Consider the following 23,799-nt stretch of genomic DNA (forward strand, 5'->3'; position numbering starts at 1 on the left):
GCTTTTACTAGCCTCTGCGCCGCAGATACCCTATATGTTTCATATTGCCCTACATGAGCCGCGTATTGCCCCCAATACCGGTAATATTATCCGCTTGGTTGCGAATAATGGCTGTCACCTGCACTTAATAGAACCGCTCGGTTTTGATCTTGAAGAAAAGAAACTCCGCCGTGCAGGATTGGATTACGCCGATTTGGCGCGTGTGAGTCGCCACGCCAACTATGAAGATTTTCTAAAAGAGATGGCAGGCAGGCGCATTTTTGCCCTAACCACCAAAGGCAGTCGCAACTACGCCGATGCCGAATTTAAACCGGATGATGTGTTGTTGTTCGGTTCTGAGACCGCGGGCTTACCGCAAAATATTCGCGATGATTTAGGTATCGAACACTGCTTGAGAGTACCAATGATATCGAGCTCTCGCAGCCTTAATTTGTCGAATACCGTGGCGTTGGTGAGTTACGAAGCTTGGCGACAAAATGGGTTTTTAGGCGTTTAGTCATTCCCCTCGTTTAATTTTCGCGTCGAAGTAATTCCCCCTTTGAGCTCGCCGAGCATCTCATAAACTCCATGGGAGTCTTTTAGCGAGGACTGTTTGAGCGCAGCGAGTTCCGCAGCGTTCCCATTGAGTTTCTGGGAAGCGCAGGGCAGCCGAAGGCCGAGTGATGGGGGCGAATTTTCTTGCCTACTTCTTTTTTCGCAAAAAGAAGTAGGTCGCCTTAGGAGGCGAAAACCATATTGGTCGTGGGCTGAATTACTAAATTAGCCTAGTTTCGCCCAGCTGGGCGAGTGCCTTTTCTTTGAGCGGCTAAAGAAAAGGCACCAAAAGAAAGGCCGCCCCGGCTTCGCTGCCGATGGCAAAATGCCGCCATCGGTACTCTGCGCGCTTCGCAAGTAACGGCGCGTGAAAAACTCGCCTTCGGCTCAAACAGTTTCCCGCTTAACCCGTTACTTGCTGCAGTGCTCGACAGCTACTCAAGGGTGGTGTGCTAATCTGAATGTTTATATAGCCAGCGAAACCTAAATAATTCTTTTGCTCTAATCCGGACAATGTTCGCGCGCGGAAGTAAATCCCCCTTTGAGCTCGCCGAGCATCTCAGAAACTTAATGGGAGTTGTTTAGCGAGGACTGTTTGAGCGCAGCGAGTTCCGCAGCGTTCCCATTGAGTTTCTGGGAAGCGCAGGGCAGCCGAAGGCCGAGTGATGGGGGCGAATTTTCTTGCCTACTTCTTTTTTCGCAAAAAGAAGTAGGTCGCCTTAGAAGGCGAAAACCATATTGGTCGTGGGCTGAATTACTAAATTAGCCTAGTTTCGCCCAGCTGGGCGAGTGTCTTTTCTTTGAGCGGCCAAAGAAAAGGCACCAAAAGAAAGGCCGCCCCGGCTTCGCTGCCGATGGCAAAATGCCGCCATCGGGTTAACTCGGGCCATCCCTGGCCCTCGGCCTGAAGGCCGTCTTTTAGACGTTCAAAACGGCTTTCCTGCCGTTTTGTCATGGCTTACGGCGCGGGCAGCGTGCCCCGGAAAGAACTCGCTCCGCTCAAACAGCTTTTCGCTTAATCCGCAGTCCACTCCAGTGCTTAGCAGTTCCTCAAGGGTGAAAGAGTATCCGAGTGGAGGAGCTAATATCTAGGCTGTTGAGTTTTTGGCTATTATTAAAATTAAGCAGGATGTAGTTCTGAGCGCAGACGTTAACCCCCTTTGAACTCGCCGAGCATCTCAGAAACTTAATGGGAGTTGTTTAGCGAGGACTGTTTGAGCGCAGCGAGTTCCGCAGCGTTCCCATTGAGTTTCTGGGAAGCGCAGGGCAGCCGAAGGCCGAGTGATGGGGGCGAATTTTCTTGCCTACTTCTTTTTTCGCAAAAAGAAGTAGGTCGCCATAGAAGGCGAAAACCATATTGGTCGTCGACTGAATTACTAAAATGGCTTTTGTTTCGATTAGCTGGGCGAAACCCAGGCTTAACCTAGTTTGTGAATATCTAATAAATAGATCAGACGACGAAATCAATCATCGTCGTCATCACCACCCATCCCCAATTCTTTAATCTTACGCGTTAGCGTATTGCGACCCCAGCCAAGTAAGTTGGCAGCATCGCGTCTACGCCCATGGGTGTGCTTGAGGGCGGACTCAATCATAATTCGTTCAAACTGGGGTACTGCGCGATCTAGCAACTTATCTCGTCCGAGCATTAATTCCTGATCCGCCCAGCGCTTGAGATTGTCTTGCCAGTTGGAGGCTGGTGCCGCTTCGCCCTGCGGTCTTTCTAGTAGCTCTGGGGGTAGGTCATCTATATGTATTTCACGGCCGGCGGCCATGACGGTAAGCCAGCGGCAGGTGTTTTCTAGCTGACGAACATTGCCCTGCCATTCCATTTGGCAGAGATACTCTTCGGTTTCTGGACGTAGGCGTTTGGGCTCCACATTAAGCTCGTTTCCCGCGCGCGTGAAGAAATGTTGCATGAGCTTGGGAATATCTTCCCGGCGCTCAGACAGGCGCGGTAAATGTATGCGGATAACATTGATGCGGTGGAAAAGGTCTTCCCGGAAAGTGTTGTTCTTTACCAATTGTTCAAGGTGTTGGTGGGTTGCAGCAATAATGCGTACATCCACTTTAACGGAGGTGTGACCACCAACGCGGTAGAATTCGCCGTCTGCCAGCACTCGCAGCAATCGGGTCTGCGTGTCTGCGGGCATGTCGCCGATTTCATCTAAAAATAGTGAGCCGCCATTGGCTTGTTCAAAGCGGCCTCGGCGCTGCGCGCTCGCGCCGGTGAATGCGCCTTTCTCATGGCCAAATAGTTCGGATTCCATTAAGTCTTTGGGGATAGCCGCCATGTTTAAGGCGATAAAGGGTTTATTCGCTCTCGGGCTGTGGCGGTGTAAGGCTTGGGCAACTAACTCTTTACCGGTACCTGATTCACCGTTGATCAGAACGGTAATATTGGACTGTGCCAGACGGCCAATGGCGCGAAAGACTTCCTGCATTGCCGGTGCTTCACCGATGATCTCGGTGGTTTCGAGTGGCTCTTGCTCGGGCAGTAAATTGCGGTTTTTGTTGGCGTGCTGCAGCGCGCGTTGGGTGGTGGCTACGGCCTCATCAACGTCAAAGGGCTTTGGCAGGTATTCAAATGCGCCGCCTTGATAGGAGGCTACTGCGCTGTCTAAGTCTGAATGCGCGGTAGTAATAATAACGGGTAGACCTGGATGGGCGGCGGTAATTCTGGATAATAACTTCAGACCATCGATGCCGGGCATGCGAATGTCGCTGATGATGGCGTCGGGGACCTCATCTTCAAGATGTCCCAATAATTCGTCGCCGTTCTCAAAGCAGCGGGTAATGATGCCGGCTTGAGTGAGGGCTTTTTCGAGTACCCAGCGTATAGATTTGTCGTCGTCTGCTATCCAGACAGAATTGGCTTGGCTCATGAGGCGTGCTCCAGGGGAATGTGTAGCGAAAACACGGTGTTGCCGGGTTCGCTACTGCATTCGATAAGGCCGTTATGTTGGTAGAGTATTGACTGAGCAATAGATAGTCCGAGCCCGGTACCTTGAGCGCGGCCGCTAACCATAGGTAAAAATATTGAGGCGCGAAGGTCTGCTGGAATACCTGGACCGTTGTCGATGATGTCAGTGCTGCACACTAGGCGGTGGCGGTTTGAGCCAATAGTGAGTTGGCGTATGGTGCGAGTGCGTATAGTGATGGTTGGATCTCTATCGCTGGCGGAATCTTGCCGAAGCGCCTGCTTGGCGTTGCGGACGACATTTAGGAAGGCTTGAATAAGTTGTTCGCGATCGCCAAGTATGTCTGGAATACTGGGGTCGTAGTCGCGAATAATGTGAATGCTACCTTCGTTTTCTACTTCAACAAGCTGCCTTACCCGCTCTAATACCTCGTGAATATTAGTCCTTTGTTTCTCTGGTGCGCGGTGGGGCCCTAGCATTGTGTCGACTAGATTTCGCAGGCGGTCAGCTTCCTCAATAATAATATTGGTGTAGTCGTGTAGCTTGGGGTCGCTAAGTTCGCGAGCCAGTAGCTGGGCCGCACCGCGCAGGCCGCCCAAGGGGTTTTTAACTTCGTGGGCAATGCCGCGAATTAGCGCTTGGCTATTTTGCTGCGATGACAGCAGGCCTTCTTCGCGGCTGATACGGATAAGTCTGTCTAATGGCTGTAGTTCGATGATTAGTGAGGTGCGGCGGTTTTCGGTCACCGGGGTCACCGCGTAGTCGACCGTTATCTCTGCGCCGGAACGCAGGGTTAAAACAGTTTCTCGCTTGGTATAGGCCTCACAGTTATTGATGGCGTCTAGCAGCTTAACGAGGGTGTCTTCCTGTTCATGAAATAGCTTAGTAATAGCTTCGCCGTGAATACGTTGGTCAGATACCGCCAATAGTGACTCTGCAGCCGGATTAATATAATTAACAGTCAGGTTCGGCTCTACCAACAGTATTGCTGTTTTTAAGTTGTCGAGAATTTGATGGTACATATTGATCGGAGGCATAAGGTCGCCAGTGTGTGCGTTATGTCTTGCCTAGTAGCAATTTCTAGGCCAAGCGAAAGCTACGGGGGTTTATGGGTGATTCAGCAAATTTATCAAGCAGAATGATCTAAAAGCCCTGTTTTGGGGCTATATCCACAGTAAGTACACGGCTTTTTCTTGGGGCGGAATTGCCATGATATTTCATATTATGCACACATAAGGTGCAAACAAATACTTAATAATAAAGTGCAGAGAGATTAGTTCGTCGGCCGATAAACCGTAATGTTGATGCTGTCTTCCGAGAGCGTTTTGCTGTTCTGGTCAATGAGGGTGGCCTTAATACGACGTTGGCCGCGGGGAAGTCGTGGAATGGCGGTGCTCATTGATGTCGATGTGCTGAGAACTTCACCGTCAAGACTGATACGTACTTGCTGACCTTTGCGAAGTGCTTGATCTGTAGAGGTGCTTACGGTTATGCCGACTAGGCCATTGGCTATAATGGCGCCGTCGCTGGGGGAGTTTATGCGTATGGTATTGCGATCTAAATTCACGGCTTTCTTAGGTGTGCGCTTAGGTTCATCAATGTCTATTGCGGGTGTGGTGTTCAGTGTGGGGAGCGTGATTGGTTCTGCACTTTTGGGGGCTTTATCGGAATATACGGTGCGGCCGTTGTCATCGGTATAGCGATAGATTTCCGCATGTAGGGCCTGCGAGCATAAAGCAAAAATACAGCTTAAAACGAGTATGCCGCGCATAGTTGCTCCGGGGGTGATGGCTAGATTTAATGATGTGACTAGATTGAGTTTACTACAAGCATAAAAAAACCCGCCATTGGCGGGTTTTTTTACAGTAGACGCAAGTGTTACACGCTGTAGTACATGTCGAACTCAACGGGGTGAGTTGTCATGGCTAGGCGCTCAACGTCTTGTGCTTTCAGTGCGATATAGGCGTCGATGGTATCGTCGTCAAATACGCCGCCAGCGGTCAAGAACGAGCGGTCTGCATCTAGGGCTTGCAGTGCTTGATCTAAGCTAGAGGCAACGGTTGGAATTGCCGCTGCTTCTTCTGCTGGTAGATCGTAAAGATCTTTGTCAGCAGCATCGCCAGGGTGAATCTTGTTTTTGATGCCGTCTAGGCCAGCCATCAGCATAACCGCAAACGCAAGGTAAGGGTTTGCAGATGGATCTGGGAAGCGTACTTCTACACGACGTGCTTTCGGGTTTGGTACAAACGGAATACGGATTGACGCAGAGCGGTTACGCGCTGAGTAAGCCAGCATAACAGGTGCTTCAAAGCCGGGAACCAAGCGCTTATACGAGTTAGTAGATGCGTTGGTGAAAGCGTTGATAGCGCGAGCGTGCTTGATGATACCGCCGATGTAGAACAGTGCAGTTTCAGACAGGCCGCCGTAAACGTCGCCAGCAAACAGGTTTGTGCCGTCTTTGCTCAGAGACATATGAACATGCATGCCGCTGCCGTTATCGCCAACAATCGGCTTGGGCATAAAGGTTGCCGTTTTGCCATAGGCGTGGGCTACATTGTGCACGCAGTACTTGAGGATCTGTACTTCGTCAGCTTTCTTAACGCAGGTGTTTGGACCAACGCCGATTTCACACTGACCGGCAGTACCCACTTCGTGGTGATGTACTTCAATAGTCAGGCCCATATCGGTCATGGCATTACACATGGCGCCACGCAGGTCGTGCAGGCTGTCTACTGGTGGCACTGGGAAGTAGCCGCCTTTAACGCCAGGGCGGTGACCCGTGTTGCCTTCTTCAAAGTTGTCGCCAGATTTCCATGCCGCTTCGTCAGACGCAATAGAGTAGCTCGCGCCTTCCATTGCGATCTTCCACTTAACGTCGTCGAAAACGAAGAACTCTGGCTCAGGGCCAAACAGTGCGTTGTCAGCAATGCCGCTTGCGCGCATATAGTCTTCAGCGCGCTGGGCGATAGAGCGTGGATCGCGGTTATAGCCCTGCATAGTCGTAGGTTCGACGATGTTGCAACGGATGATAATGGTGGATTCTTCGGTAAATGGGTCTAAGACAGAAGCATTGTCATCTGGCATGAGAATCATGTCTGATTCGTTAATGCCTTTCCAGCCGGCGATTGACGAACCATCAAACATTTTGCCGTCTTCAAAAAAACCGGCGTCAATATCGGTGGCCGGAATGGTGACGTGCTGTTCTTTGCCTATAGTGTCGGTGAAGCGCATGTCTGCCCATTTCACGTCGTTGTCGGCGATTAACTTCAGAGTGTTCTCTGACATTATGTACGTCCTCCAGATAGAGAGAGTCTGTTAAAAGTTCGGCAGGGCCGAATTGCTGGTGATTATATTCGAAGCGTATTGTGCCGCATAGTAGAGCGGCGTGGGAACCGAAAAAGCGATATATATGCGGTTTAATTGTGCTAAAGGATGGAGTTTTCGGGTCATCTTGCTCTATCCGTGATTAAAGATTGTGCGTCGCCGCCCAAAAAGCGAGTCATTTCGGTGCGCAAGCTGGTTTTGTGTTCTTTTTTGGTGCGCTCCATTCTTTGGGCTGCACCGCGAGCGGTGGGCCGCTATAATACCCGCCCATTTATTCGCGCGGCCTTTTAATGAAGTTTATCGTCAAGCTGTTTCCTGAAATTATCGTCAAAAGTAAGCCTGTGCGGAGGAAATTTACCCGTCAGCTTCGCGACAACCTCCGCAAATTACTTATGCAGCTGGATCCAGCAGTGGTCGTTGTTCGTGAGTGGGACCGCATAAGCTTGGAAACTGATAGTACCGACCCCGTCGTGCTCCAGGGTTTTGTGACGGTATTATGCCAAACACCGGGCATTGCTCACGTTATTGAAGTGGCTGAATACCCCTTAGTCGACCTGCATGATGTGTATGAAAAAACCCGCGATGCCTTAGGCGATAGCCTGCGAGGTAAGCGGTTTGTGGTTCGTTGCAAGCGCTCAGGCGAACATGATTTTAGCTCAGGCGAAGTCGAGCGCTACGTCGGCGGTGGCTTGAATCAGCATCTTGAGTCGGCGGGTGTCGATTTGCATAATCCTGACGTCACGGTGCGAATTGAGATACGAGACCAGCAGTTATACATCGTTAATCGTCGTATAAAAGGCTTGGGTGGCTACCCCATGGGCTCTGTTGATGCGGTGATGTCTCTTATCTCCGGCGGCTTTGATTCTACCGTGTCTAGCTATATGACGATGAAGCGCGGTGTTCGTACCCATTTTTGCTTTTTTAACCTGGGTGGTCGCGAACACGAGGTGGGTGTTAAGGAGGTGGCACTGTATTTGTGGCTTAAATATGGGGCTTCGCATCGCGTTAAGTTTGTCACTGTGCCGTTTGAGGATGTTGTTGCCGAGATTCTGAAGAATGTCGAAAACTCACAAATGGGTGTCATTCTTAAACGCATGATGTTGCGCGCGGCGTCTGAAGTTGCAGCTCAGCTTGAAGTCCCGGCACTGGTCACTGGTGAGGCGATTGCGCAGGTTTCCAGTCAAACGCTGCAAAACCTATCCGTTATTGATCAAGTTACCGACACCCTGGTGCTAAGACCGTTAATTACCATGGACAAGCTCGATATAATTAAAATTGCTGCGCAAATTGGCACTGAAGACTTTGCCGCGAATATGCCTGAATATTGCGGTGTTATATCTGTGAGACCGACGATCCGTGCAAGGCCGGACAAGATTGCAGCACAGGAAGGAAAGTTCGATTTTGCAGTGTTAGAGCGGGCGATAGCCGCCGCAGATTTTATTAATATTGATCAGCTGGCGGACGAAGACAGAACGGCGGTTGATGTTGAAACACTGCCCATTCCATTGCCTGACTCGGTGATATTGGATGTGAGGCACCCCGATGAGGTTGATCGCAAACCGTTGAAATTGCCCGGTGGGGAATTGCAAACAGTGCCGTTTTACGAGCTCCACCGTCGCTTCGCCGACTTAGATCAAACGCGAACTTACCTGCTTTACTGCGAGAAAGGTGTAATGAGCCGCTTGCATGCCTCGCATTTGATTGAGCAGGGTTTTACTAATGTGAAGGTATATCGTCCGTCATGAGAGAAGTAGCTATTACTACCCCGCCATTATTTAGTGTTTTGATTTCGCCGCGCTGGGGGGATCAAGACAGTATGGGCCATATAAATCACGTTCAGTATTTCCGGTATTTAGAAGAGGCTCGGGTTCAGTGGATGTTGGATACTGGCTTTGGCGTGGGCAGCGGCAATGAGTTATCTGGAATGCTTGTAGCGGCCATCGGTTTGAATTTCCGCAAAGAGTGGCACCACGATAAGCGCCTGTGCGCAAAAGCGTGGGTGACTCATATTGGCAATAGCAGTTTTCGCTTATTGCAGCGTCTGTATTCCGAAGACGGCAGTGAAGTGGTTGCTGAGGGCGAAATAAGCTTGGTGTGTATTGATGGCGAGCATCGTCCGACACCAATAGCGGATAAGGAGCGCAGTCGCTTGCAGGCCTGCGCTCTGGACTAGTGGATTTACTCGGTGGCCGGTTTACCTAGGTTCAGGTTGTAGTATTTAAAATGCTGGCCCTCCAGCGTAAGGGTTGCCGTCATGATGGCGCTGCCGTGCTCAAAGCGCACATTGCTGCTGTAGCTCAATTTTGGTGGATGATTGAGAATCGACAAGGCGCCGCTCAAGCGCGAGAACAGCGGCTCATCCATACTTTCGAACGCTCCCAAATGCCGGTAACTTGCAGTCAGCTCTTGCAATTGTTCCTCGCTGACCTGTTCTAGGGTTTCTTTGCCCAACTCTGCTTGCAGGTCGTTGACGTCCCAGCTTGAAATTTTTGCTAGAGAGGCTGCTAAGTAGCGATCGGCATTCACCTTATAATGGGCTTCGACCTCTCCGCTGTAATAATAAAGACCGCCGAAGCCGAGCAGGCCAGAAATAACAAATACGTTCACGGTGATATTGCGCACAGATTAAATCCTGTTTAGATAAGTTTAAGGCTGTTTAAAAATACAAGAATTATACCGATAGGGGCAAAATAGCGAAGCACAAACCACCAGCTTTTAAAAAGTATACCGCTGCCCATGCCGACTTCCTCGGTAACGGTGTTGCGGGGAAGCGCTCTACCCACAAAGATCGCGATCATAAGCCCGCCAAGCGGCAGCATAATGTTGGCGGTTAGGTAGTCTAGGGCATCGAAAACCTCGCCGTAGTAAATACAGGCGATGCCGCCTAGCCAGGCGAGGCCGGTAAAGCTGAACGTCGATATAGGCCGCTTGATGCCATATTTTTCCAGCCACGCGACACCCGGTTCTATTAATGAAATTGACGAACTCAAAGCAGCAATACTGACTAGCGCAAAGAAGATGGTTCCAAAAAATTGACCACCAACCATATTCGAGAACGCTATGGGCAAGGTCACAAACATCAGGCCGGGCCCCTGGCCGGGGGTTAGATCATTGGCAAAGACCAGCGGGAACATGGCCATGCCTGCGACGAGGGCAATTACTGTATCGAGTGCAGCTATGGTTAATACGGTTTTGCCAATCGACGCTTTTCCTGGGAAGTACGCCCCATAGGCCATGATCGCTCCCATGCCCAGGCTCAGGGTAAAGAAGGCATGACCCATCGCCACTAACACGGCTTCGCTGGTGAGCTTGCTAAAGTCCGTATCGAACATAAAGTGCAGGCCGGCGCTAAAATCGCCGTTAAACCAGCTGTAGCCTAATAGAAGTAGCAAGAAGCCGAAGAGTATCGGCATCAATATATCGACCGATTTACCAATGCCATTAGTTACGCCAACAGCAACAATTGAGCCTGTAATAAGGCAGAAGATGCTGTGCCACAGTAATTGCTCAGAGGGATTGTTTAGCAGCTGTGAGAAGTTTTGTTCTATTGATGCAGTGGAGGCTTGGTAGTAGCTACCACTAATACTTTGGGCAACATAATCCAGCGCCCAGCCGGCTACTACGCTGTAAAACATCATAATCATTAAGCCGGCTAAAATGCCAATAGCGCCGACGGCTCCCCAGTTACCGCTTTTGCCAGCAGATTTACCCATCTTGCTCATGCTGTGGACGGGATCGCTGCGGCCTGACCTGCCGACCATGATTTCTGCAATCATCACCGGAATGCCGATAAGTAAAATACAGCCCAGATACACAAGCACAAAAGCACCGCCGCCATATTCGCCGGTGATATAGGGAAACTTCCAAATATTGCCTAGCCCGACGGCGGAGCCTGTGGCGGCAAGAATAAAGGTCCAGCGGCTTTTCCATGTGACATTGGTGGTCATCGTGTTCAGTGTCTCTGGTGGAAAGGTTATTGGCTTGGTTTTGATTGTAACGGCTATCGGAGATATGCCCAAGCGGCAAACTTTGTTGTTTTATTGTGGTAATAGTTGTTTAGCGTGAATATAAATTGATCAGTTGCTGCTATGAAGGGCAGGGCTGTTGTATAATTCGCGACCATTTTATTCAACGACGAATTTCATTCCATGATTGATACGCTGCGCAATATCGCCATTATCGCCCACGTTGACCACGGTAAAACCACATTGGTGGATAAACTGTTGAGTCAGTCGGGAACCCTTGACCGCCGCAACCAAGATTCCGAGCGGATCATGGACTCCAACGACCAGGAGAAAGAGCGCGGTATTACTATCCTTGCAAAAAATACCGCCATCGAGTGGAACGGCTACCGTATCAATATTGTTGATACCCCTGGCCACGCCGACTTTGGTGGTGAAGTAGAACGCGTCCTGTCGATGGTCGATAGCGTTTTGCTGCTAGTTGATGCGGTTGACGGCCCTATGCCGCAAACCCGCTTCGTAACCCAAAAGGCGTTCGAGCAAGGCTTGAACCCCATTGTGGTTGTGAACAAAGTTGACCGTCCAGGCGCGCGCCCTGACTGGGTTGTTGATCAGGTGTTCGACCTGTTCGACCGTTTAGGTGCGACTGACGAACAGCTAGACTTCCCCATTATGTTTGCATCCGCAATCAATGGTGTTGCTGGTCTGGATCATGAAAACCTTGCTGAAGACATGACCCCCTTATTCCAAATGATCGTCGATAAAGTGCCTACGCCAGAAGTTGATGCTGAAGGCCCGCTGCAAATGCAAATTTCGGCGCTCGACTACAATAGCTATGTTGGTGTAATCGGTGTTGGTCGTATTACCCGCGGCACTATGAAAGCCAATGACCAGTTGGTTGTGGTGGGTGCAAACGGTAAAGCTCGCAAGTGTAAATTGCTGAGCGTGATGGGCTATTACGGCCTTGAGCGAGTTGAAGTGCCTGAAGGTAAGGCGGGTGAAATCGTTTGTGTTACGGGTATCGAAGGCCTGAATATCTCCGACACACTTTGTGCCCCAAGCCATCCTGAAGCAATGCCGCCACTGAGCGTTGATGAGCCTACCGTTAGCATGACTTTCCAAGTAAACGACTCACCGTTTGCTGGTAAAGAAGGTAAGTTTGTTACATCGCGGAATATCCGCGATCGCTTAGATCAAGAATTGATCCACAACGTTGCATTGCGCGTTGAGCCAGGTGAAACCCCAGACAAGTTTAAAGTATCTGGTCGTGGTGAATTGCATCTTTCAGTATTGATTGAAACCATGCGTCGCGAAGGTTTCGAGATGGGTGTGTCTCGCCCAGAAGTAGTGCAAAGAGAAGTTGACGGCGTTATTCAAGAACCATTTGAACACGTTGTGATTGATGTTGAAGAGCAGCACCAAGGCTCGGTTATGGAAGAGCTTGGTTTGCGTAAAGCCGAGCTGAGCAATATGGAGCCCGACGGCAAAGGTCGCGTTAAGCTTGAGTTTATGGCTCCGGCACGTGGCTTAATCGGCTTCCGTGGTCACTTCCTGACGATGACTTCTGGTAGCGGTATTATGACTACCGTTTTCGATCACTACGGCGAAGTGAAAGGCGGCGAGTTAGCTGGCCGTCAGAATGGCGTAATGGTGTCGATGGTTGGTGGTAAAACACTGAGCTATGGTTTGTTCAACCTGCAGGACCGCGGTCGTTTGTTTATGGGCCACGCAGCTGAAGTGTATGAAGGTCAAATCATTGGTCTTCATAACCGCAACAACGATTTGGTGGTTAACCCTACTCGGGCTAAGCAGCTAACCAACGTTCGCGCCTCTGGTACTGATGAAGCGCTGACCTTGTCGCCGCACATCAAGCATACCTTGGAGCAAGCGCTGGAATTCATTGAAGATGATGAATTGGTGGAAGTAACACCTAAGAGTATTCGTCTGCGTAAGAAGTTACTGAAAGAGAATGAGCGCAAGCGCGCTCCTAAGTCTTAAGTCAGTAAACGTCTCGGCGGCCGTTCAAGGCCGCCGATTTTATCTTTTCTACCCTCCCCTTCGATAGACTACTTACCGATACGCCGATGACTGCGCTACACTAAATAGGTGTATTTCTCACATTGGTCATCGCTATGCTTACCTTGTTTCCCGATATTAAACCTTATCGTACTCATCTTTTGCCGGTCCAATCGCCGCATGTATTGTATGTGGAGGAGTCGGGTAATCCAGATGGCATCCCGGTACTATTCGTTCATGGTGGACCAGGTGCAGGTTGCAGTCCCAGGGCGCGATGCTTCTTTGACCCTGAGCGCTACCGTATTGTCATTTTTGATCAGCGCGGTTCTGGGCGATCAGAGCCACATGCCTGTTTAGATCATAATACGACCCCCGCGCTGGTTGCCGACATGGAACTTATTCGTCAGCATCTCGATATTGAAAAATGGGTTTTGTTTGGCGGTTCTTGGGGCTCAACATTGAGTCTTGCCTATGCGCAGGAACATGCTGATCGCGTGCAGGCGATGATTCTGCGAGGCATATTTCTGTGTCGTCCAAAAGAGTTGGAATGGTTTTATGGCGAGGGTGGTGCGAGCAAAATCTTCCCGGATTACTGGCAGGACTTTAACGACTGCGTTCTACCACGGGATGGCGAAAATCGGATTCAAGCCTATCATCGCGTGCTCCATGGCGAAAATGAGTTAGCCCGAATGTCGGCGGCCAAGGCTTGGTCGATATGGGAAGCCCGCTGTTCAACATTAAGGCCTCATCATGATGTTGCGGACCATTTAATGGATGCGCATACCGCGGTGTCGATGTCGCATATCGAAACCCATTATTTTGTAAACAATGGGTTTATGGTGGAAAATCAGCTGCTAAATAATATGGCTGCGATAGAAAACATCCCGGGCATTATCGTGCATGGTCGTTACGATATGGTCTGCCCACTAGAGAGCGCGATGGAGCTTCATCATCATTGGCCAAGCTCTGAGCTGCATATTATTCGCGATGCCGGTCACTCCGCTTTTGAACCCAGTATTTCTGATGCCTTAATCAAGGCGGGCAATGATATTGCAGACTTACTTAGCAACGGTGAACTAAGCTATTAATGGTTTTGCTGGTTTGCGTACAAAGCTTGCGCTAGCGAGATTTTAGAAAGGGAAAAGAAGAGGGAAAATGAAAGCATTACTACAGCGCGTGCGCTCCGCTAGCGTGGAGATAGATGGTCAATGTGTGGGTGCCATTGAGCAGGGCTTGTTGATTTTTCTTGGTTTAGAAAAACATGATGACGAAGCGGCAGCGGAAAAATTGATGGCGCGAATTTTGGCCTATCGAGTGTTTGCCGATGGCGAGGGTCGAATGAATAAATCGCTTTCTGATATTAATGGTGGGGTGTTACTTGTATCGCAGTTCACTTTGGCGGCGGATACCAAAAAGGGACTGCGCCCTGGCTTTTCGACGGCAGCGGAACCTGCCCGAGCGGAGCAGCTATACGAGTTTGCGCTGGCTCACTTACGCAGTGTGCACGCTGCGGTGGCGAGCGGCCGCTTTGGTGGTGACATGCAAGTCAGTCTAGTTAATGATGGGCCAGTGACATTTATGCTGGAGGCATAACACAGCAAGATTTTAAAAAAGTTCACTATTTATTCTACATTGGTATTAATGCAAGAGACCAAGGTTTATAGGAACTGATTGCTCGAGCGCAGTCTAAATCGCTGTCCATACTACGGAGAGCGAAAATCATGTTAAATAAGAAAACGATACTAATTGCTGCGGGTTTCACTAGCGCACTTGCTGCAGGGCCTTTGCTGGCAAAAGATTTTAGCTATACCTATGTTGAAGGTGGCTTTGCCGATGTCGAAATCGCCAATGACGATGCAGATCAGGTGTACCTTGGCGGTTCCTTGGCTTTAGATAAAAATATTTTTGTTCGCGGCTCACTCGGCAATCTTGACTACAATAGAAACCAAGAGTTCGACACCGTCACTATTGGTGTTGGCAGTGCAAGTAGAATGTCTGATCGCAGCGATTTAGTGGTGGCTTTGGATTATGGTTTTGCTGAGTCAGAAAGTACAAATCCGCTGTTAGATAATATAGATGTCGACACCTTAACGGGTAGCGTAATGTCACGTACGTGGCTCACTAATAACATCGAAGGTAACTTAAGCGCAGGTCTGGCTTATCAAGATGTTGATGGTGATTCTGACTCGGGCGCGGTATTGGGTGCCGGTTTGCGGGTTTACTTTATTCCGCAGTTTTCGGTAGCGGCTAATATCAGCCGCAGTTTTGTCGGGGACTATGATACGGATTCGGTAGGCATTAACGCTCGTTTACAGTTCTAAGAACGTAAAAACCAGTAAAGTTGGTTTTAAAAAGGGCGCCTAGCGCCCTTTTTTTGTGACCGTCTTTAGAAAGATGGTCGTTGTTGGAAGCGCTGCTTCTTCCGGTAAGGGAATACATCTGCCACATAACCGTTGCGAATGGTTTGCTGGAGCCCTTGCCAGTATGCGGGGTCGTATAGATCGCTGTGTAGTGAGTCAAAAACTTTCTTGGCGCGCTGGTTGCCAGAAAAGAATAAACGGAACTCCTCGGGGAAAACATCTTCCGGGTTGACTTCATACCACGGTTGAGTGGCCATAGCCTGCTCATCATTTTTGGGTTCTGGAAGCTTTCTGAAATTGCAGTCGGTGAGCGGGCAAATTTCATCGTAGTCATAGAACACCACGCGACCGTGACGGGTAACCCCAAAGTTTTTCAGCAGCATGTCGCCGGGGAAAATATTACCTGCGGCCAATTGTTTAATGGCATTACCGTATTCACCCATCACGCTTTCAAGTTGCTGTGTGTCGCAGTCCTTGAGGTAAAGGTTGAGGGGAATCATCTTACGTTCTATATAGACATGCTTTAGTAGCAGGGCATTGCCACTCACACTGATTTTAGAGGGGGCTTCTTTTTCTAATTCGGCAAGAAGTTCGTCGGAGAAGCGGCGACGATCAAATGCTAAATTATTAAATTCTTGGGTGTCTGCCATGCGTCCGCCGCGATCCCAGCGTTTTACCAAGCTGTAGCATTGGCGAACATGTTCTTGGCTCATATCTTTGGGGGGTGTGAAGCGGTCTTTTATGACTTTATATACATAGCCGAAGTCGGGACGGGTAAATACCAGCATAACCATGCCTTTTATTCCCGGAGCGATAATATAGGGTGCATCGCTATTTTGGGTGTCATCGACGGCAAAGCGATAGAACTCGGTCTTGCCGTGTTTGGGCATGCCGATGGCGCTATAAAGTTCGAAGATTTCTTTGTTGGGCATAAGCCGATTTAAAAAGGCGATATACTCTGAGGGAATAGAGGTGTCGACCATAAAATAGCTGCGGCTAAAACTAAATAGAATCGAGATGTCGTCTGGGTCATGCAATACCGTGTCGACGAAAATAGATTTATTTTCGCTGTGCAATATGGGTAACACAAAGGGCATATTAAAATCGCCGCTGACAATGCGCCCCACCAGATAAGCGGCCTTGTTACGAAAGAATAATGACTCCAGAGTTTCCACGACCACTTCTTTGCCATTGTCGCGAATTTTTGGAATTAATACCTGGTTGACCACCTTCATGATAAAACCGATATCGCGCTCTTGATCTTCCCAGGGAATATTGAATTCACAGTCGTCTAACATTGAGCGAACGATGCTGGCGGCATTGTCGCCGTTAAAGCGATAGCGTTTAAGTATCGAGTCACTGGCAATCGGTGGGCGCTCATGATTCGAAGTTAGTGCGAAGGTGTGGATGTCACGGATTTTTTCGTGGTCAAAAACATGGCAATAGATGGAGTTAAAAAAAGACTGAGCAATTTCGTAATTGTCATGATTTTGAATAAGTTCGGCGTATTCCTGTTTTGCTATTTCCCAGTTGTCGCGATTTTCAACGCTGCCACCGGTGATGGTGTAAGCCGCTTCTGCAACGATGGCGCGCTTTTCCTTCCAGAGCACTAGCCGGTCGCGAATTGCCTTTTGGGCACCATGCCAGTCGGCGGCCTCAAAACGCGCTTGGGCGCCAAGGGTGATGTTTTTGTATTCCGCGAAAAACGCATCAAAGCCATTTAATATAGCCATGGCAAGCCGGCGAGTATTGGTGGTCACGTTAGGGTGTCGTCCTATTGTTGCGGTCTTGCGGATTGCGTGTGGTTTGTAGCAACTGATTAAGCGTGATCAGGCTAGCATGCGGCGCTGACCACGTCTGCACGGTATTTTAGTGCATATTGATTTAAAGGAAGCAGTCCGCCATGACTTCCATTGCTTCGGGTTGCGCGCAGTTGAGTAGCATAGAATTTATTTCGCCGCGTTTTGATGCTGCCTTCCAGTCGGCGGCTCGTTCGCGAATACGCGCTTCGGGGCCGACAAGGGCAACTTCATCTACTAGTTCGTTGGGTATGGCGTCGCGTGCTTCATCTTTTTTGCCGGCTAGATATAGGTCTTGTACTTGTTCTGCAGCATCGCCGTAGCCCATGCGTGAGGCGTAGTCAGTATAGAAATTTTTGCCCTTGGCGCCCATGCCGCCAATATAGAGGGCAAGGAAGTCTTTAACAAAGTGACGACAGCCGTCAAGGTTGTCGTCCATGATAACGCCAACAAAGGGAGCAACATCGAAGTCGGCCTTACTGCGGCCACTTTTCTCCAGGCCTTTATCTATGCTGGGTTTGAGAACAGAGTATTTCTCTGGGCTCATCCAAACAGGGAATACGCCGTCTGCGACTTCCGCTGAGGCGGCAACCCCGGCCGGTGTTATTGATGCGGTATAAATGGGAATGCTTGGGTCGCCGTGCAAAATCGACTTTAAGGGTTTGCCAAGGCCGGTTGCACCGGGGCCTTTATAGGGCATTTGGTACATAACACCGTCAAATTCTACTGGGCCTTTACGCTCGAATATTTCCTTCATGATTTGAATATATTCACGGGTGCGAGTGACCGGCTTGCCATAGGGGACGCCATGCCAGCCTTCTACGACTTGAGGGCCTGAGGCGCCGAGTCCGACAATAAAGCGGCCGCCGGATAGTTGGTCTAGGCTCATGGCTGTCATTGCCGCCATGGCAGGGGTGCGAGCCGGCATTTGCATGATGGCAGTGCCCACTTTAATTGTGCTAGTTTGTGCCAGTATCCACGCCGCAGGAGTAACGGCGTCTGAGCCATAGGCCTCGGCTGTCCACACAGAATCAAAGCCTAGTTTTTCAGCCTGTTTAACGGTATCCATGGGCACTGTTAGTTTTGCGCCCGAATAGCCGAGTAATAGTCCAAGTTTCATGTGCGTCTCCCGCGTTCAGTTTTATTGTTTGCTTATTAGGATAAAGAATAGCGTAATTACGGCGTTACTAGCGCCTCTGATGACACGATAATACCGCTTAGATCTGCGTAGAGATACTCGCCGGCGCCAATCGTGGTGCCGCCAAATTCGAGTTGAATATCACAGCGACCATCACCTAGTTTTTCGGTTTTGCGCGGCACGCAGCCCAGCGCCATAATGCCTATCGGCATGGTCGCAATTTCTTCAACATCGCGAAGATAGCCATAAATAACAATGCCGGCCCAGCCATTGTCGGCAGCGGCCTTGGCGAGATTATCGCCGAGTAATGAGCGCCGCGGTGAGGCGCCGCCATCTACGACTAATACGCGGCCGTGACCGGCTTCCTTTACTCGCTCTGCCACTTTGGAATTGTCTTCAAAGCATTTGATGGTGGCAACCGGGCCGTGAAAATTTTGTTTGCCACCGTAGTGATGGAATTGGCCTTCAATAACGCGGACGTTGTCGCCGTGTTCATCACAGAGATCTGGGGTGGATATATTATGCATGACTCACTCCTTGGCTTTGAATTGTGTAGAAATTCGAGGCTGTGTTGTTGATCATTGTTTTGTATCTTGGTGCTGGCGTCCAGTATCTTTCGCAAAAAGGCCGCCATTGCCGTCCGATTTTGTCTGCCGTGCTAAGCATTGATCAGATGGGTTTATTTAGCCAGTAATGATCTCTAGGTATGAGGCATCAATATCAGCGTTAATATAGGCCATGCCCAATACACTTAAGTACTTTAGGCGATCAGCTTTCATCAGGTCTATTTCGGGTATGCCGAAACCGTTGTCCTGATAAATGCCGGCTAGATAGCCCATAAAGTCCTCGCCTTCCTTGAGTAGCAGCAAGCTCGCTGCGCCCACATCGGGTTTTACTTTGAGGTTCAATTCTTCTGGCAGCGTTACCGCAACCACGACGGGCTGTTCATCACCGTCAACTCGCACGCTGCGGTCTCTTACCGTTTGCTCAGCCCAGTAAAAAGCTAACTCCTTGCTTTGGGTTAAGAAAACTGGCTCGATCGATTCCGTATAGCTATTGCCGATAGCGGCCATGGTTTTCTTTGCGGCGTCCTTTAGCGCTTTATCGCCTGAGCGCTTTAAGCCCTGTTGTGTGATTGAGTCGACCAGTGCAGATGAGGTGCCGTGATACCAGATGTTGCTCGTCGCAAACCCCTGGTCACTTAGCACGTCTTTAGCGTCTTTAAGAAAAGTAGGTGTGTCAGTCATATTTGAAATCACTTAATCAGTTTTAGGTCGTTATCTTAGTCTATTAGGGCCTGTTCACACTAATTCGATTATTACTGCTGGCGGTAATTTTTGCATCTAGCTAGGTGGTAGCTACGTTGTTTGGTCGCAGCAGGAGCAATCGAATTCCCCAGTAAAAAAGGCGACACCTTTTGCAAGGGGCCGCCTTTCTTTCATCGCTGGAGTGACCAGCGATGGGGTGTGCTAAACGCTAATTGAGCTTAGCCGAACTGGTTAGACGTGTTTTTCGCGCCGCCAGCTTTCAGTGCAAGTTCACCAGCATAGTATTCTTTGTGGTCGTCACCCATGTCTGAGCCAGACATGTTTTGGTGCTTAACACAGGCAATACCTTGACGGATTTCTTTACGCTGTACGCCAGCAACATAACCCAGCATACCTTGCTCACCGAAGTACTCTTTAGCAAGGTTGTCAGTAGACAACGCAGCAGTGTGGTAAGTCGGCAGAGTGATCAGGTGGTGGAATACGTTCGCTTCACGAGCAGTATCTGCTTGGAAAGTCTTGATGCGAGCATCAGCGACTGCAGCCAATTCAGTTTCGTCGTATTCAGCTGACATCAGGCTCGCACGATCGTAAGCAGATACGTCTTTGCCTTCAGCAGTCCAAGTATCGAAAGTTTGCTGACGGAAGTTCAGAGTCCAGTTGAAAGAAGGAGAGTTGTTGTAAACCAACTTCGCATCTGGGTGAACTTTACGAACATCGTCCATCATGCCTTTGATTTCGTGAACGGTCGGAACGGCTGTTTCAATCCACAGCAGGTCAGCGCCAGCATTGATAGCTTCGATACAGTCGAATACGCAACGCTCGTGGCCAGTGCCTTCGCGGAATTGGTACAAGCCAGAAGGCAAGCGCTTAGGACGAACTAGCTTGCCGTTACGGTTGAAGCATACGTCGCCTTCAGCCATGTCAGCTACGTTGATTTCTTCAACATCAAGGAAAGAGTTGTATACGTCGCCCTGATCGCCTGGCTCTTTAACAACAGCGATTTCTTTGGTCAGGCCAGCGCCTTCAGAGTCGGTACGTGCAACGATAACGCCGTTGTCGACACCCAGCTCCAAGAAAGCGTAACGCAGTGCGCGCAGCTTATTGTGGAAGTCGGCGTGGGGTACGGTTACTTTGCCGTCCTGGTGACCGCACTGCTTTTCGTCAGCAACTTGGTTTTCGATCTGCAGGCAGCAAGCGCCAGCTTCGATCATTTGCTTGGCCATCAGGTAAGTCGCTTCGGCGTTACCGAAACCAGCGTCGATGTCAGCAACGATAGGTACTACGTGAGTAACATGGTTGTCGATTTGATCTTGGATCTTGGCTTCTTCAGCAGTGTCGCCAGCTTCGCGAGCAGCATCTAGGGCGCGGAACAGACCGCCCAGTTCACGTGCATCGGCTTGGCGCAGGAAGGTGTACAGCTCGCGTACTAGGTCGGCAACAACTGTTTTTTCGTGCATTGACTGGTCAGGCAGGGGACCGAATGCAGAGCGCAGTGCAGCAACCATCCAACCAGACAGGTATAAGTAGCGGCGATCGGTTTTGCCGTTGAAGTGTTTCTTGATAGAAATCATCTTCTGCTGACCGATAAAGCCGTGCCAGCAACCCAGAGACTGAGTGTATTTGGTCTTGTCTTTGTCAAACGCTGCCATGTCTGCGCGCATGATGTCGGCAGTGTACTTGGCAATGTCTAGGCCAGTTTTGAATTTGTTCTGTGCACGCATACGTGCTGCAGATTCAGGGTTGATGGCGTCCCAGCTGCTTCCGCCTTCTTGCTTAAGTGCGGCAACTGCTTGGATGTCTGCTTGTAGAGTTGACATATGTGGTCCCTATTTTGTTGCGAGTTGGGTGGTGAACGCTGGCTAGTCTACGCGCGGCGGTTAAATTTTTCTAATTTATAGTTATTATGTCGAGTATTCATATTGAGAATGTCGCGTGTTTAATGTTTTTTTAGGGTTTATGTGACGACCGAATACTAAGTGCTACAGGGTAAATAAGGTGGCGCCTGGGCTCAAAAAGTCCTTTGATTTCACTTTTGCATTCACAAAAGAAATAGCAGTGATAATATGGATAAATTTGCAGAATTATCCCTAGCTGCTAGGATAGCTGTCTAATTATCGTTAAATTCTGTTTCAAAAAGGAGTGTTTATGTCTTCGGCCATTTCCAGAGTACAGCACAGCGGTCTTCAAATTGCCGATGTACTTTATCGTTTGGTTAATGATGAAGTTGCTCCGGGTACTGGGATCAGCCCAGATACGTTTTGGGCCGCGATGGCGGATATATTAAAGGATTTAGCGCCTAAAAATCGCGAATTGCTGCAAAAACGCGAGCAAATCCAAGCTCAGATTGACGACTGGCACCGTGCCCACGCTGGCAAATTCGATGCTGCGGCTTATAAGGCTTTCTTGCAAGACATTAACTACCTGCTGCCAGAGCCAGCAGACTTTAGCGTTGCTACCGAAAACGTAGATGAAGAGATAGCGACTCTTGCTGGTCCTCAGCTGGTTGTGCCGGTAATGAATGCACGCTATGCACTTAATGCAGCGAATGCGCGTTGGGGCAGCTTGTACGACGCACTTTACGGCACCAACGTGATCTCAGAGGCTGACGGCGCCGATAAGGGCAAGGGTTACAACCCGGTGCGCGGCGCTAAAGTTATCGCCTATGCACGCCAGTTTCTCGATCAGCACACCAGCTTGAGTGCTGGCAGCCACGTGGACGCTACTTTATATAGCGTCGTTGACGGTGCTTTGGCCGTTACCTTGGCCGATGGCAGCGTGACGGGCTTAGAAGATCCTTCGCAGTTTGTCGGCTATTTGGGTGACGCGACAGCGCCGACCAATATTTTGCTGATCAATAATGGTCTTCACATTGATATTCAGATTGATGACCAACACCCGATCGGAAAAGATGACGCGGCACGCGTGAAGGATGTTGTACTCGAGTCTGCCCTCACTACGATTCAGGATTGTGAAGATTCTGTTGCTGCGGTCGATGCAGACGACAAAGTTGAGGTCTACCGCAACTGGGTGGGTCTGATGAAGGGCGATCTTCAAGAAGCCTTTATGAAAGGTGGCAAGGAGCTTACTCGTACCCTGGCCTCCGACCGTGTATTCACCGCGGCCGGTGGTGGCGAAACCGTATTGCACGGACGCAGCTTATTGTTAGTGCGTAATGTCGGCCATTTAATGACCAATGGCGCGATTATTGACGCCGATGGTTTTGAGGTGCCAGAAGGCATTATGGATGCCATGGTGACCGTGCTTGCGGCTATGCACGACCTGAAGCAAACCGGCGCATTGCGTAATTCTCGCGCTGGCAGTGTGTATATCGTTAAGCCCAAAATGCATGGTCCTGAAGAAGTTGCCTTCGCCGCAGAATTATTCTCTCGCGTTGAAGATGCCTTTGGTCTAGCTCGCAATACCTTGAAAATCGGCATCATGGATGAAGAGCGCCGCACTACGGTGAATCTAAAGGCCTGTATTGCAGCAGTACCTGAGCGCGTTATCTTTATAAACACAGGCTTCTTGGATCGCACTGGTGATGAAATTCACACCAGCATGGAAGCGGGCCCCTTTGTTCGCAAAGCAGATATGAAGAAGCAGGCGTGGATCAATGCCTACGAAGATTGGAATGTTGATATCGGTTTGGCTTGCGGCTTAAGTGGTCACGCTCAGATTGGTAAAGGTATGTGGGCAATGCCCGATGAAATGGCGGCGATGATGGATGCCAAAATTGGTCACCCGAAAGCCGGCGCAAACTGCGCTTGGGTACCTTCACCCACCGCGGCGACCTTGCACGTGATGCATTATCACCAAGTAAATGTGCTGTCGGTGCAGGAGCAATTGGCCAGCCGTCAGCGTGCGGCGCTGGATGATATTTTGTCCATACCCGTTGCCCAAAACCCAAGCTGGAGTGCGGAAGATATTCAGCAAGAGCTGGATAACAATGCGCAGGGCTTGCTGGGTTACGTGGTGCGCTGGATTGATAACGGTGTAGGTTGTTCCAAGGTGCCAGACATTAATGATGTTGGGTTAATGGAAGACCGTGCCACGCTGCGTATCTCTAGTCAGCATATCGCTAACTGGTTGCGTCATGGTATTTGCACCGAAGCACAGGTGCTTGAAACTTTGAAGCGTATGGCGGCCGTTGTTGATGGTCAGAACGCGAGTGATGCCGAATACACCCCCATGGCGGCTAATTTTGACGGCAGCGTGGCGTTTCAGGCGGCCTTAGAATTGGTTCTAAAAGGATGCGAGCAGCCCAGCGGTTACACCGAGCCGGTTTTGCATCGCCGTCGTATAGAGTACAAGGCAAAACAAGCGGGCTAAATAGCTTAGCTACCGTTTGCTGCAACAGTTCCTGTCAGTGAGGTTTGGCCCGGATTTTCCGGGCCTTTTTTATTTTCGGCTTCGCACTTTTTCACTCCGCGCTAAGTTGTGGTGCGCTGGCGCGTGTTTGCGGGGCTAACTGGCAGAG

The 23,799-nt window shown here is 49.9% G+C and carries 20 protein-coding genes; 8 read left to right on the forward strand and 12 right to left on the reverse strand.

Annotated features, from left to right (window positions below):
• The first annotated feature begins 34 nt into the window (after positions 1–34).
• Positions 35–496, forward strand: coding sequence for a tRNA (cytidine(34)-2'-O)-methyltransferase (locus AB4875_RS03125; RefSeq protein WP_368374584.1), 462 nt, complete (start codon positions 35–37; stop codon positions 494–496).
• A 795-nt stretch (positions 497–1,291) separates the two neighbouring features.
• Here AB4875_RS03125 and AB4875_RS03130 read toward each other — a convergent pair.
• The 5 genes from AB4875_RS03130 to glnA all read right to left on the reverse strand — a co-directional run bounded on the left by AB4875_RS03130 (position 1,292) and on the right by glnA (position 6,740).
• Positions 1,292–1,489: a hypothetical protein gene (locus AB4875_RS03130; RefSeq protein ID WP_368374585.1), complete on the reverse strand. Its 198-nt coding sequence runs from the start codon at positions 1,487–1,489 to the stop codon at positions 1,292–1,294.
• A 508-nt stretch (positions 1,490–1,997) separates the two neighbouring features.
• A complete protein-coding gene (ntrC, locus tag AB4875_RS03135) occupies positions 1,998–3,419 on the reverse strand; it encodes a nitrogen regulation protein NR(I) (protein ID WP_368374586.1) in 1,422 nt (473 codons plus the stop codon).
• Positions 3,416–4,492, reverse strand: a complete 1,077-nt coding sequence (gene glnL, locus AB4875_RS03140; RefSeq protein ID WP_368374587.1) for a nitrogen regulation protein NR(II) — start codon at positions 4,490–4,492, stop codon at positions 3,416–3,418. Before glnL ends, ntrC begins: the two co-directional genes overlap by 4 nt.
• A gap of 236 nt (positions 4,493–4,728) precedes the next feature.
• Complete coding sequence (locus AB4875_RS03145) at positions 4,729–5,226, reverse strand: DUF4124 domain-containing protein (protein ID WP_368374588.1); 498 nt, start codon at positions 5,224–5,226, stop codon at positions 4,729–4,731.
• 107 nt (positions 5,227–5,333) lie between these two features.
• Positions 5,334–6,740, reverse strand: a complete 1,407-nt coding sequence (glnA, locus tag AB4875_RS03150) for a glutamate--ammonia ligase (RefSeq protein WP_368374589.1) — start codon at positions 6,738–6,740, stop codon at positions 5,334–5,336.
• A 329-nt stretch (positions 6,741–7,069) separates the two neighbouring features.
• Between glnA and thiI the strand changes: the two genes are divergently transcribed.
• Together thiI and AB4875_RS03160 are read left to right on the forward strand one after the other, a co-directional pair.
• Positions 7,070–8,524, forward strand: a complete 1,455-nt coding sequence (gene thiI / locus AB4875_RS03155; protein WP_368374590.1) for a tRNA uracil 4-sulfurtransferase ThiI — start codon at positions 7,070–7,072, stop codon at positions 8,522–8,524.
• Complete coding sequence (locus AB4875_RS03160; protein WP_368374591.1) at positions 8,521–8,952, forward strand: acyl-CoA thioesterase; 432 nt, start codon at positions 8,521–8,523, stop codon at positions 8,950–8,952. The genes thiI and AB4875_RS03160 overlap by 4 nt, the downstream gene beginning before the upstream one ends.
• A gap of 5 nt (positions 8,953–8,957) precedes the next feature.
• Here the strand turns inward: AB4875_RS03160 and AB4875_RS03165 are convergent, their stop codons facing one another.
• Positions 8,958–9,401 carry a hypothetical protein gene (locus AB4875_RS03165; protein WP_368374592.1) on the reverse strand — a complete coding sequence of 148 codons (444 nt, stop codon included), beginning with the start codon at positions 9,399–9,401 and terminating at the stop codon, positions 8,958–8,960.
• 14 nt (positions 9,402–9,415) lie between these two features.
• Complete coding sequence (locus AB4875_RS03170; protein ID WP_368374593.1) at positions 9,416–10,726, reverse strand: sodium-dependent transporter; 1,311 nt, start codon at positions 10,724–10,726, stop codon at positions 9,416–9,418.
• A gap of 201 nt (positions 10,727–10,927) precedes the next feature.
• Here AB4875_RS03170 and typA point away from each other — a divergent pair, with 201 nt between their 5' ends.
• The 4 genes from typA (at position 10,928) to AB4875_RS03190 (ending at position 15,078) form a co-directional block, all read left to right on the forward strand.
• Entirely contained in the window at positions 10,928–12,739 is a 1,812-nt protein-coding gene (gene typA, locus AB4875_RS03175) for a translational GTPase TypA (protein ID WP_368374594.1), read from the forward strand.
• A 134-nt stretch (positions 12,740–12,873) separates the two neighbouring features.
• Positions 12,874–13,845 carry a prolyl aminopeptidase gene (gene pip / locus AB4875_RS03180; RefSeq protein ID WP_368374595.1) on the forward strand — a complete coding sequence of 324 codons (972 nt, stop codon included), beginning with the start codon at positions 12,874–12,876 and terminating at the stop codon, positions 13,843–13,845.
• Positions 13,846–13,912: 67 nt separating this feature from the next.
• On the forward strand, positions 13,913–14,350 hold the full coding sequence (gene dtd / locus AB4875_RS03185) for a D-aminoacyl-tRNA deacylase (protein WP_368374596.1): 438 nt from the start codon (positions 13,913–13,915) through the stop codon (positions 14,348–14,350).
• 128 nt (positions 14,351–14,478) lie between these two features.
• Positions 14,479–15,078: an outer membrane beta-barrel protein gene (locus AB4875_RS03190; RefSeq protein WP_368374597.1), complete on the forward strand. Its 600-nt coding sequence runs from the start codon at positions 14,479–14,481 to the stop codon at positions 15,076–15,078.
• Between the two features lie 65 nt (positions 15,079–15,143).
• On the opposite strand, the gene aceK is transcribed toward AB4875_RS03190, so the two are convergent.
• The 5 genes from aceK to AB4875_RS03215 form a co-directional block, all read right to left on the reverse strand.
• Positions 15,144–16,877, reverse strand: coding sequence for a bifunctional isocitrate dehydrogenase kinase/phosphatase (aceK, locus tag AB4875_RS03195; RefSeq protein WP_368374598.1), 1,734 nt, complete (start codon positions 16,875–16,877; stop codon positions 15,144–15,146).
• Positions 16,878–17,001: 124 nt separating this feature from the next.
• A complete protein-coding gene (locus tag AB4875_RS03200; RefSeq protein ID WP_368374599.1) occupies positions 17,002–18,036 on the reverse strand; it encodes an LLM class F420-dependent oxidoreductase in 1,035 nt (344 codons plus the stop codon).
• A gap of 56 nt (positions 18,037–18,092) precedes the next feature.
• Positions 18,093–18,581, reverse strand: coding sequence for a ribonuclease E activity regulator RraA (gene rraA / locus AB4875_RS03205; protein ID WP_368374600.1), 489 nt, complete (start codon positions 18,579–18,581; stop codon positions 18,093–18,095).
• Positions 18,582–18,737: 156 nt separating this feature from the next.
• Complete coding sequence (locus AB4875_RS03210) at positions 18,738–19,301, reverse strand: hypothetical protein (protein WP_368374601.1); 564 nt, start codon at positions 19,299–19,301, stop codon at positions 18,738–18,740.
• 239 nt (positions 19,302–19,540) lie between these two features.
• Positions 19,541–21,139, reverse strand: coding sequence for an isocitrate lyase (locus AB4875_RS03215; protein ID WP_368374602.1), 1,599 nt, complete (start codon positions 21,137–21,139; stop codon positions 19,541–19,543).
• 328 nt (positions 21,140–21,467) lie between these two features.
• Between AB4875_RS03215 and AB4875_RS03220 the strand changes: the two genes are divergently transcribed.
• Positions 21,468–23,651: a malate synthase G gene (locus tag AB4875_RS03220; protein WP_368374603.1), complete on the forward strand. Its 2,184-nt coding sequence runs from the start codon at positions 21,468–21,470 to the stop codon at positions 23,649–23,651.
• The last annotated feature ends 148 nt before the right edge of the window (positions 23,652–23,799 follow it).

The organism is Zhongshania sp. R06B22, from assembly GCF_040892595.1.
GTDB classification, from domain to species: Bacteria; Pseudomonadota; Gammaproteobacteria; order Pseudomonadales; family Spongiibacteraceae; genus Spongiibacter; species Spongiibacter arctica.

Excerpts from the sequence above, each read along its gene's own strand:
- thiI (WP_368374590.1), top strand. The coding sequence starts at position 7,070 with ATGAAGTTTATCGTCAAGCTGTTTCCTGAAATTATCGTCAAAAGTAAG.
- dtd (WP_368374596.1), top strand. The coding sequence starts at position 13,913 with ATGAAAGCATTACTACAGCGCGTGCGCTCCGCTAGCGTGGAGATAGAT.
- ntrC (WP_368374586.1), bottom strand. The coding sequence starts at position 3,419 with ATGAGCCAAGCCAATTCTGTCTGGATAGCAGACGACGACAAATCTATA.
- AB4875_RS03215 (WP_368374602.1), bottom strand. The coding sequence starts at position 21,139 with ATGTCAACTCTACAAGCAGACATCCAAGCAGTTGCCGCACTTAAGCAA.
- AB4875_RS03210 (WP_368374601.1), bottom strand. The coding sequence starts at position 19,301 with ATGACTGACACACCTACTTTTCTTAAAGACGCTAAAGACGTGCTAAGT.
- AB4875_RS03200 (WP_368374599.1), bottom strand. The coding sequence starts at position 18,036 with ATGAAACTTGGACTATTACTCGGCTATTCGGGCGCAAAACTAACAGTG.
- rraA (WP_368374600.1), bottom strand. The coding sequence starts at position 18,581 with ATGCATAATATATCCACCCCAGATCTCTGTGATGAACACGGCGACAAC.
- AB4875_RS03160 (WP_368374591.1), top strand. The coding sequence starts at position 8,521 with ATGAGAGAAGTAGCTATTACTACCCCGCCATTATTTAGTGTTTTGATT.
- AB4875_RS03170 (WP_368374593.1), bottom strand. The coding sequence starts at position 10,726 with ATGACCACCAATGTCACATGGAAAAGCCGCTGGACCTTTATTCTTGCC.
- AB4875_RS03190 (WP_368374597.1), top strand. The coding sequence starts at position 14,479 with ATGTTAAATAAGAAAACGATACTAATTGCTGCGGGTTTCACTAGCGCA.
- AB4875_RS03220 (WP_368374603.1), top strand. The coding sequence starts at position 21,468 with ATGTCTTCGGCCATTTCCAGAGTACAGCACAGCGGTCTTCAAATTGCC.
- AB4875_RS03145 (WP_368374588.1), bottom strand. The coding sequence starts at position 5,226 with ATGCGCGGCATACTCGTTTTAAGCTGTATTTTTGCTTTATGCTCGCAG.
- glnA (WP_368374589.1), bottom strand. The coding sequence starts at position 6,740 with ATGTCAGAGAACACTCTGAAGTTAATCGCCGACAACGACGTGAAATGG.
- AB4875_RS03125 (WP_368374584.1), top strand. The coding sequence starts at position 35 with ATGTTTCATATTGCCCTACATGAGCCGCGTATTGCCCCCAATACCGGT.
- pip (WP_368374595.1), top strand. The coding sequence starts at position 12,874 with ATGCTTACCTTGTTTCCCGATATTAAACCTTATCGTACTCATCTTTTG.
- typA (WP_368374594.1), top strand. The coding sequence starts at position 10,928 with ATGATTGATACGCTGCGCAATATCGCCATTATCGCCCACGTTGACCAC.
- glnL (WP_368374587.1), bottom strand. The coding sequence starts at position 4,492 with ATGCCTCCGATCAATATGTACCATCAAATTCTCGACAACTTAAAAACA.
- AB4875_RS03130 (WP_368374585.1), bottom strand. The coding sequence starts at position 1,489 with ATGACAAAACGGCAGGAAAGCCGTTTTGAACGTCTAAAAGACGGCCTT.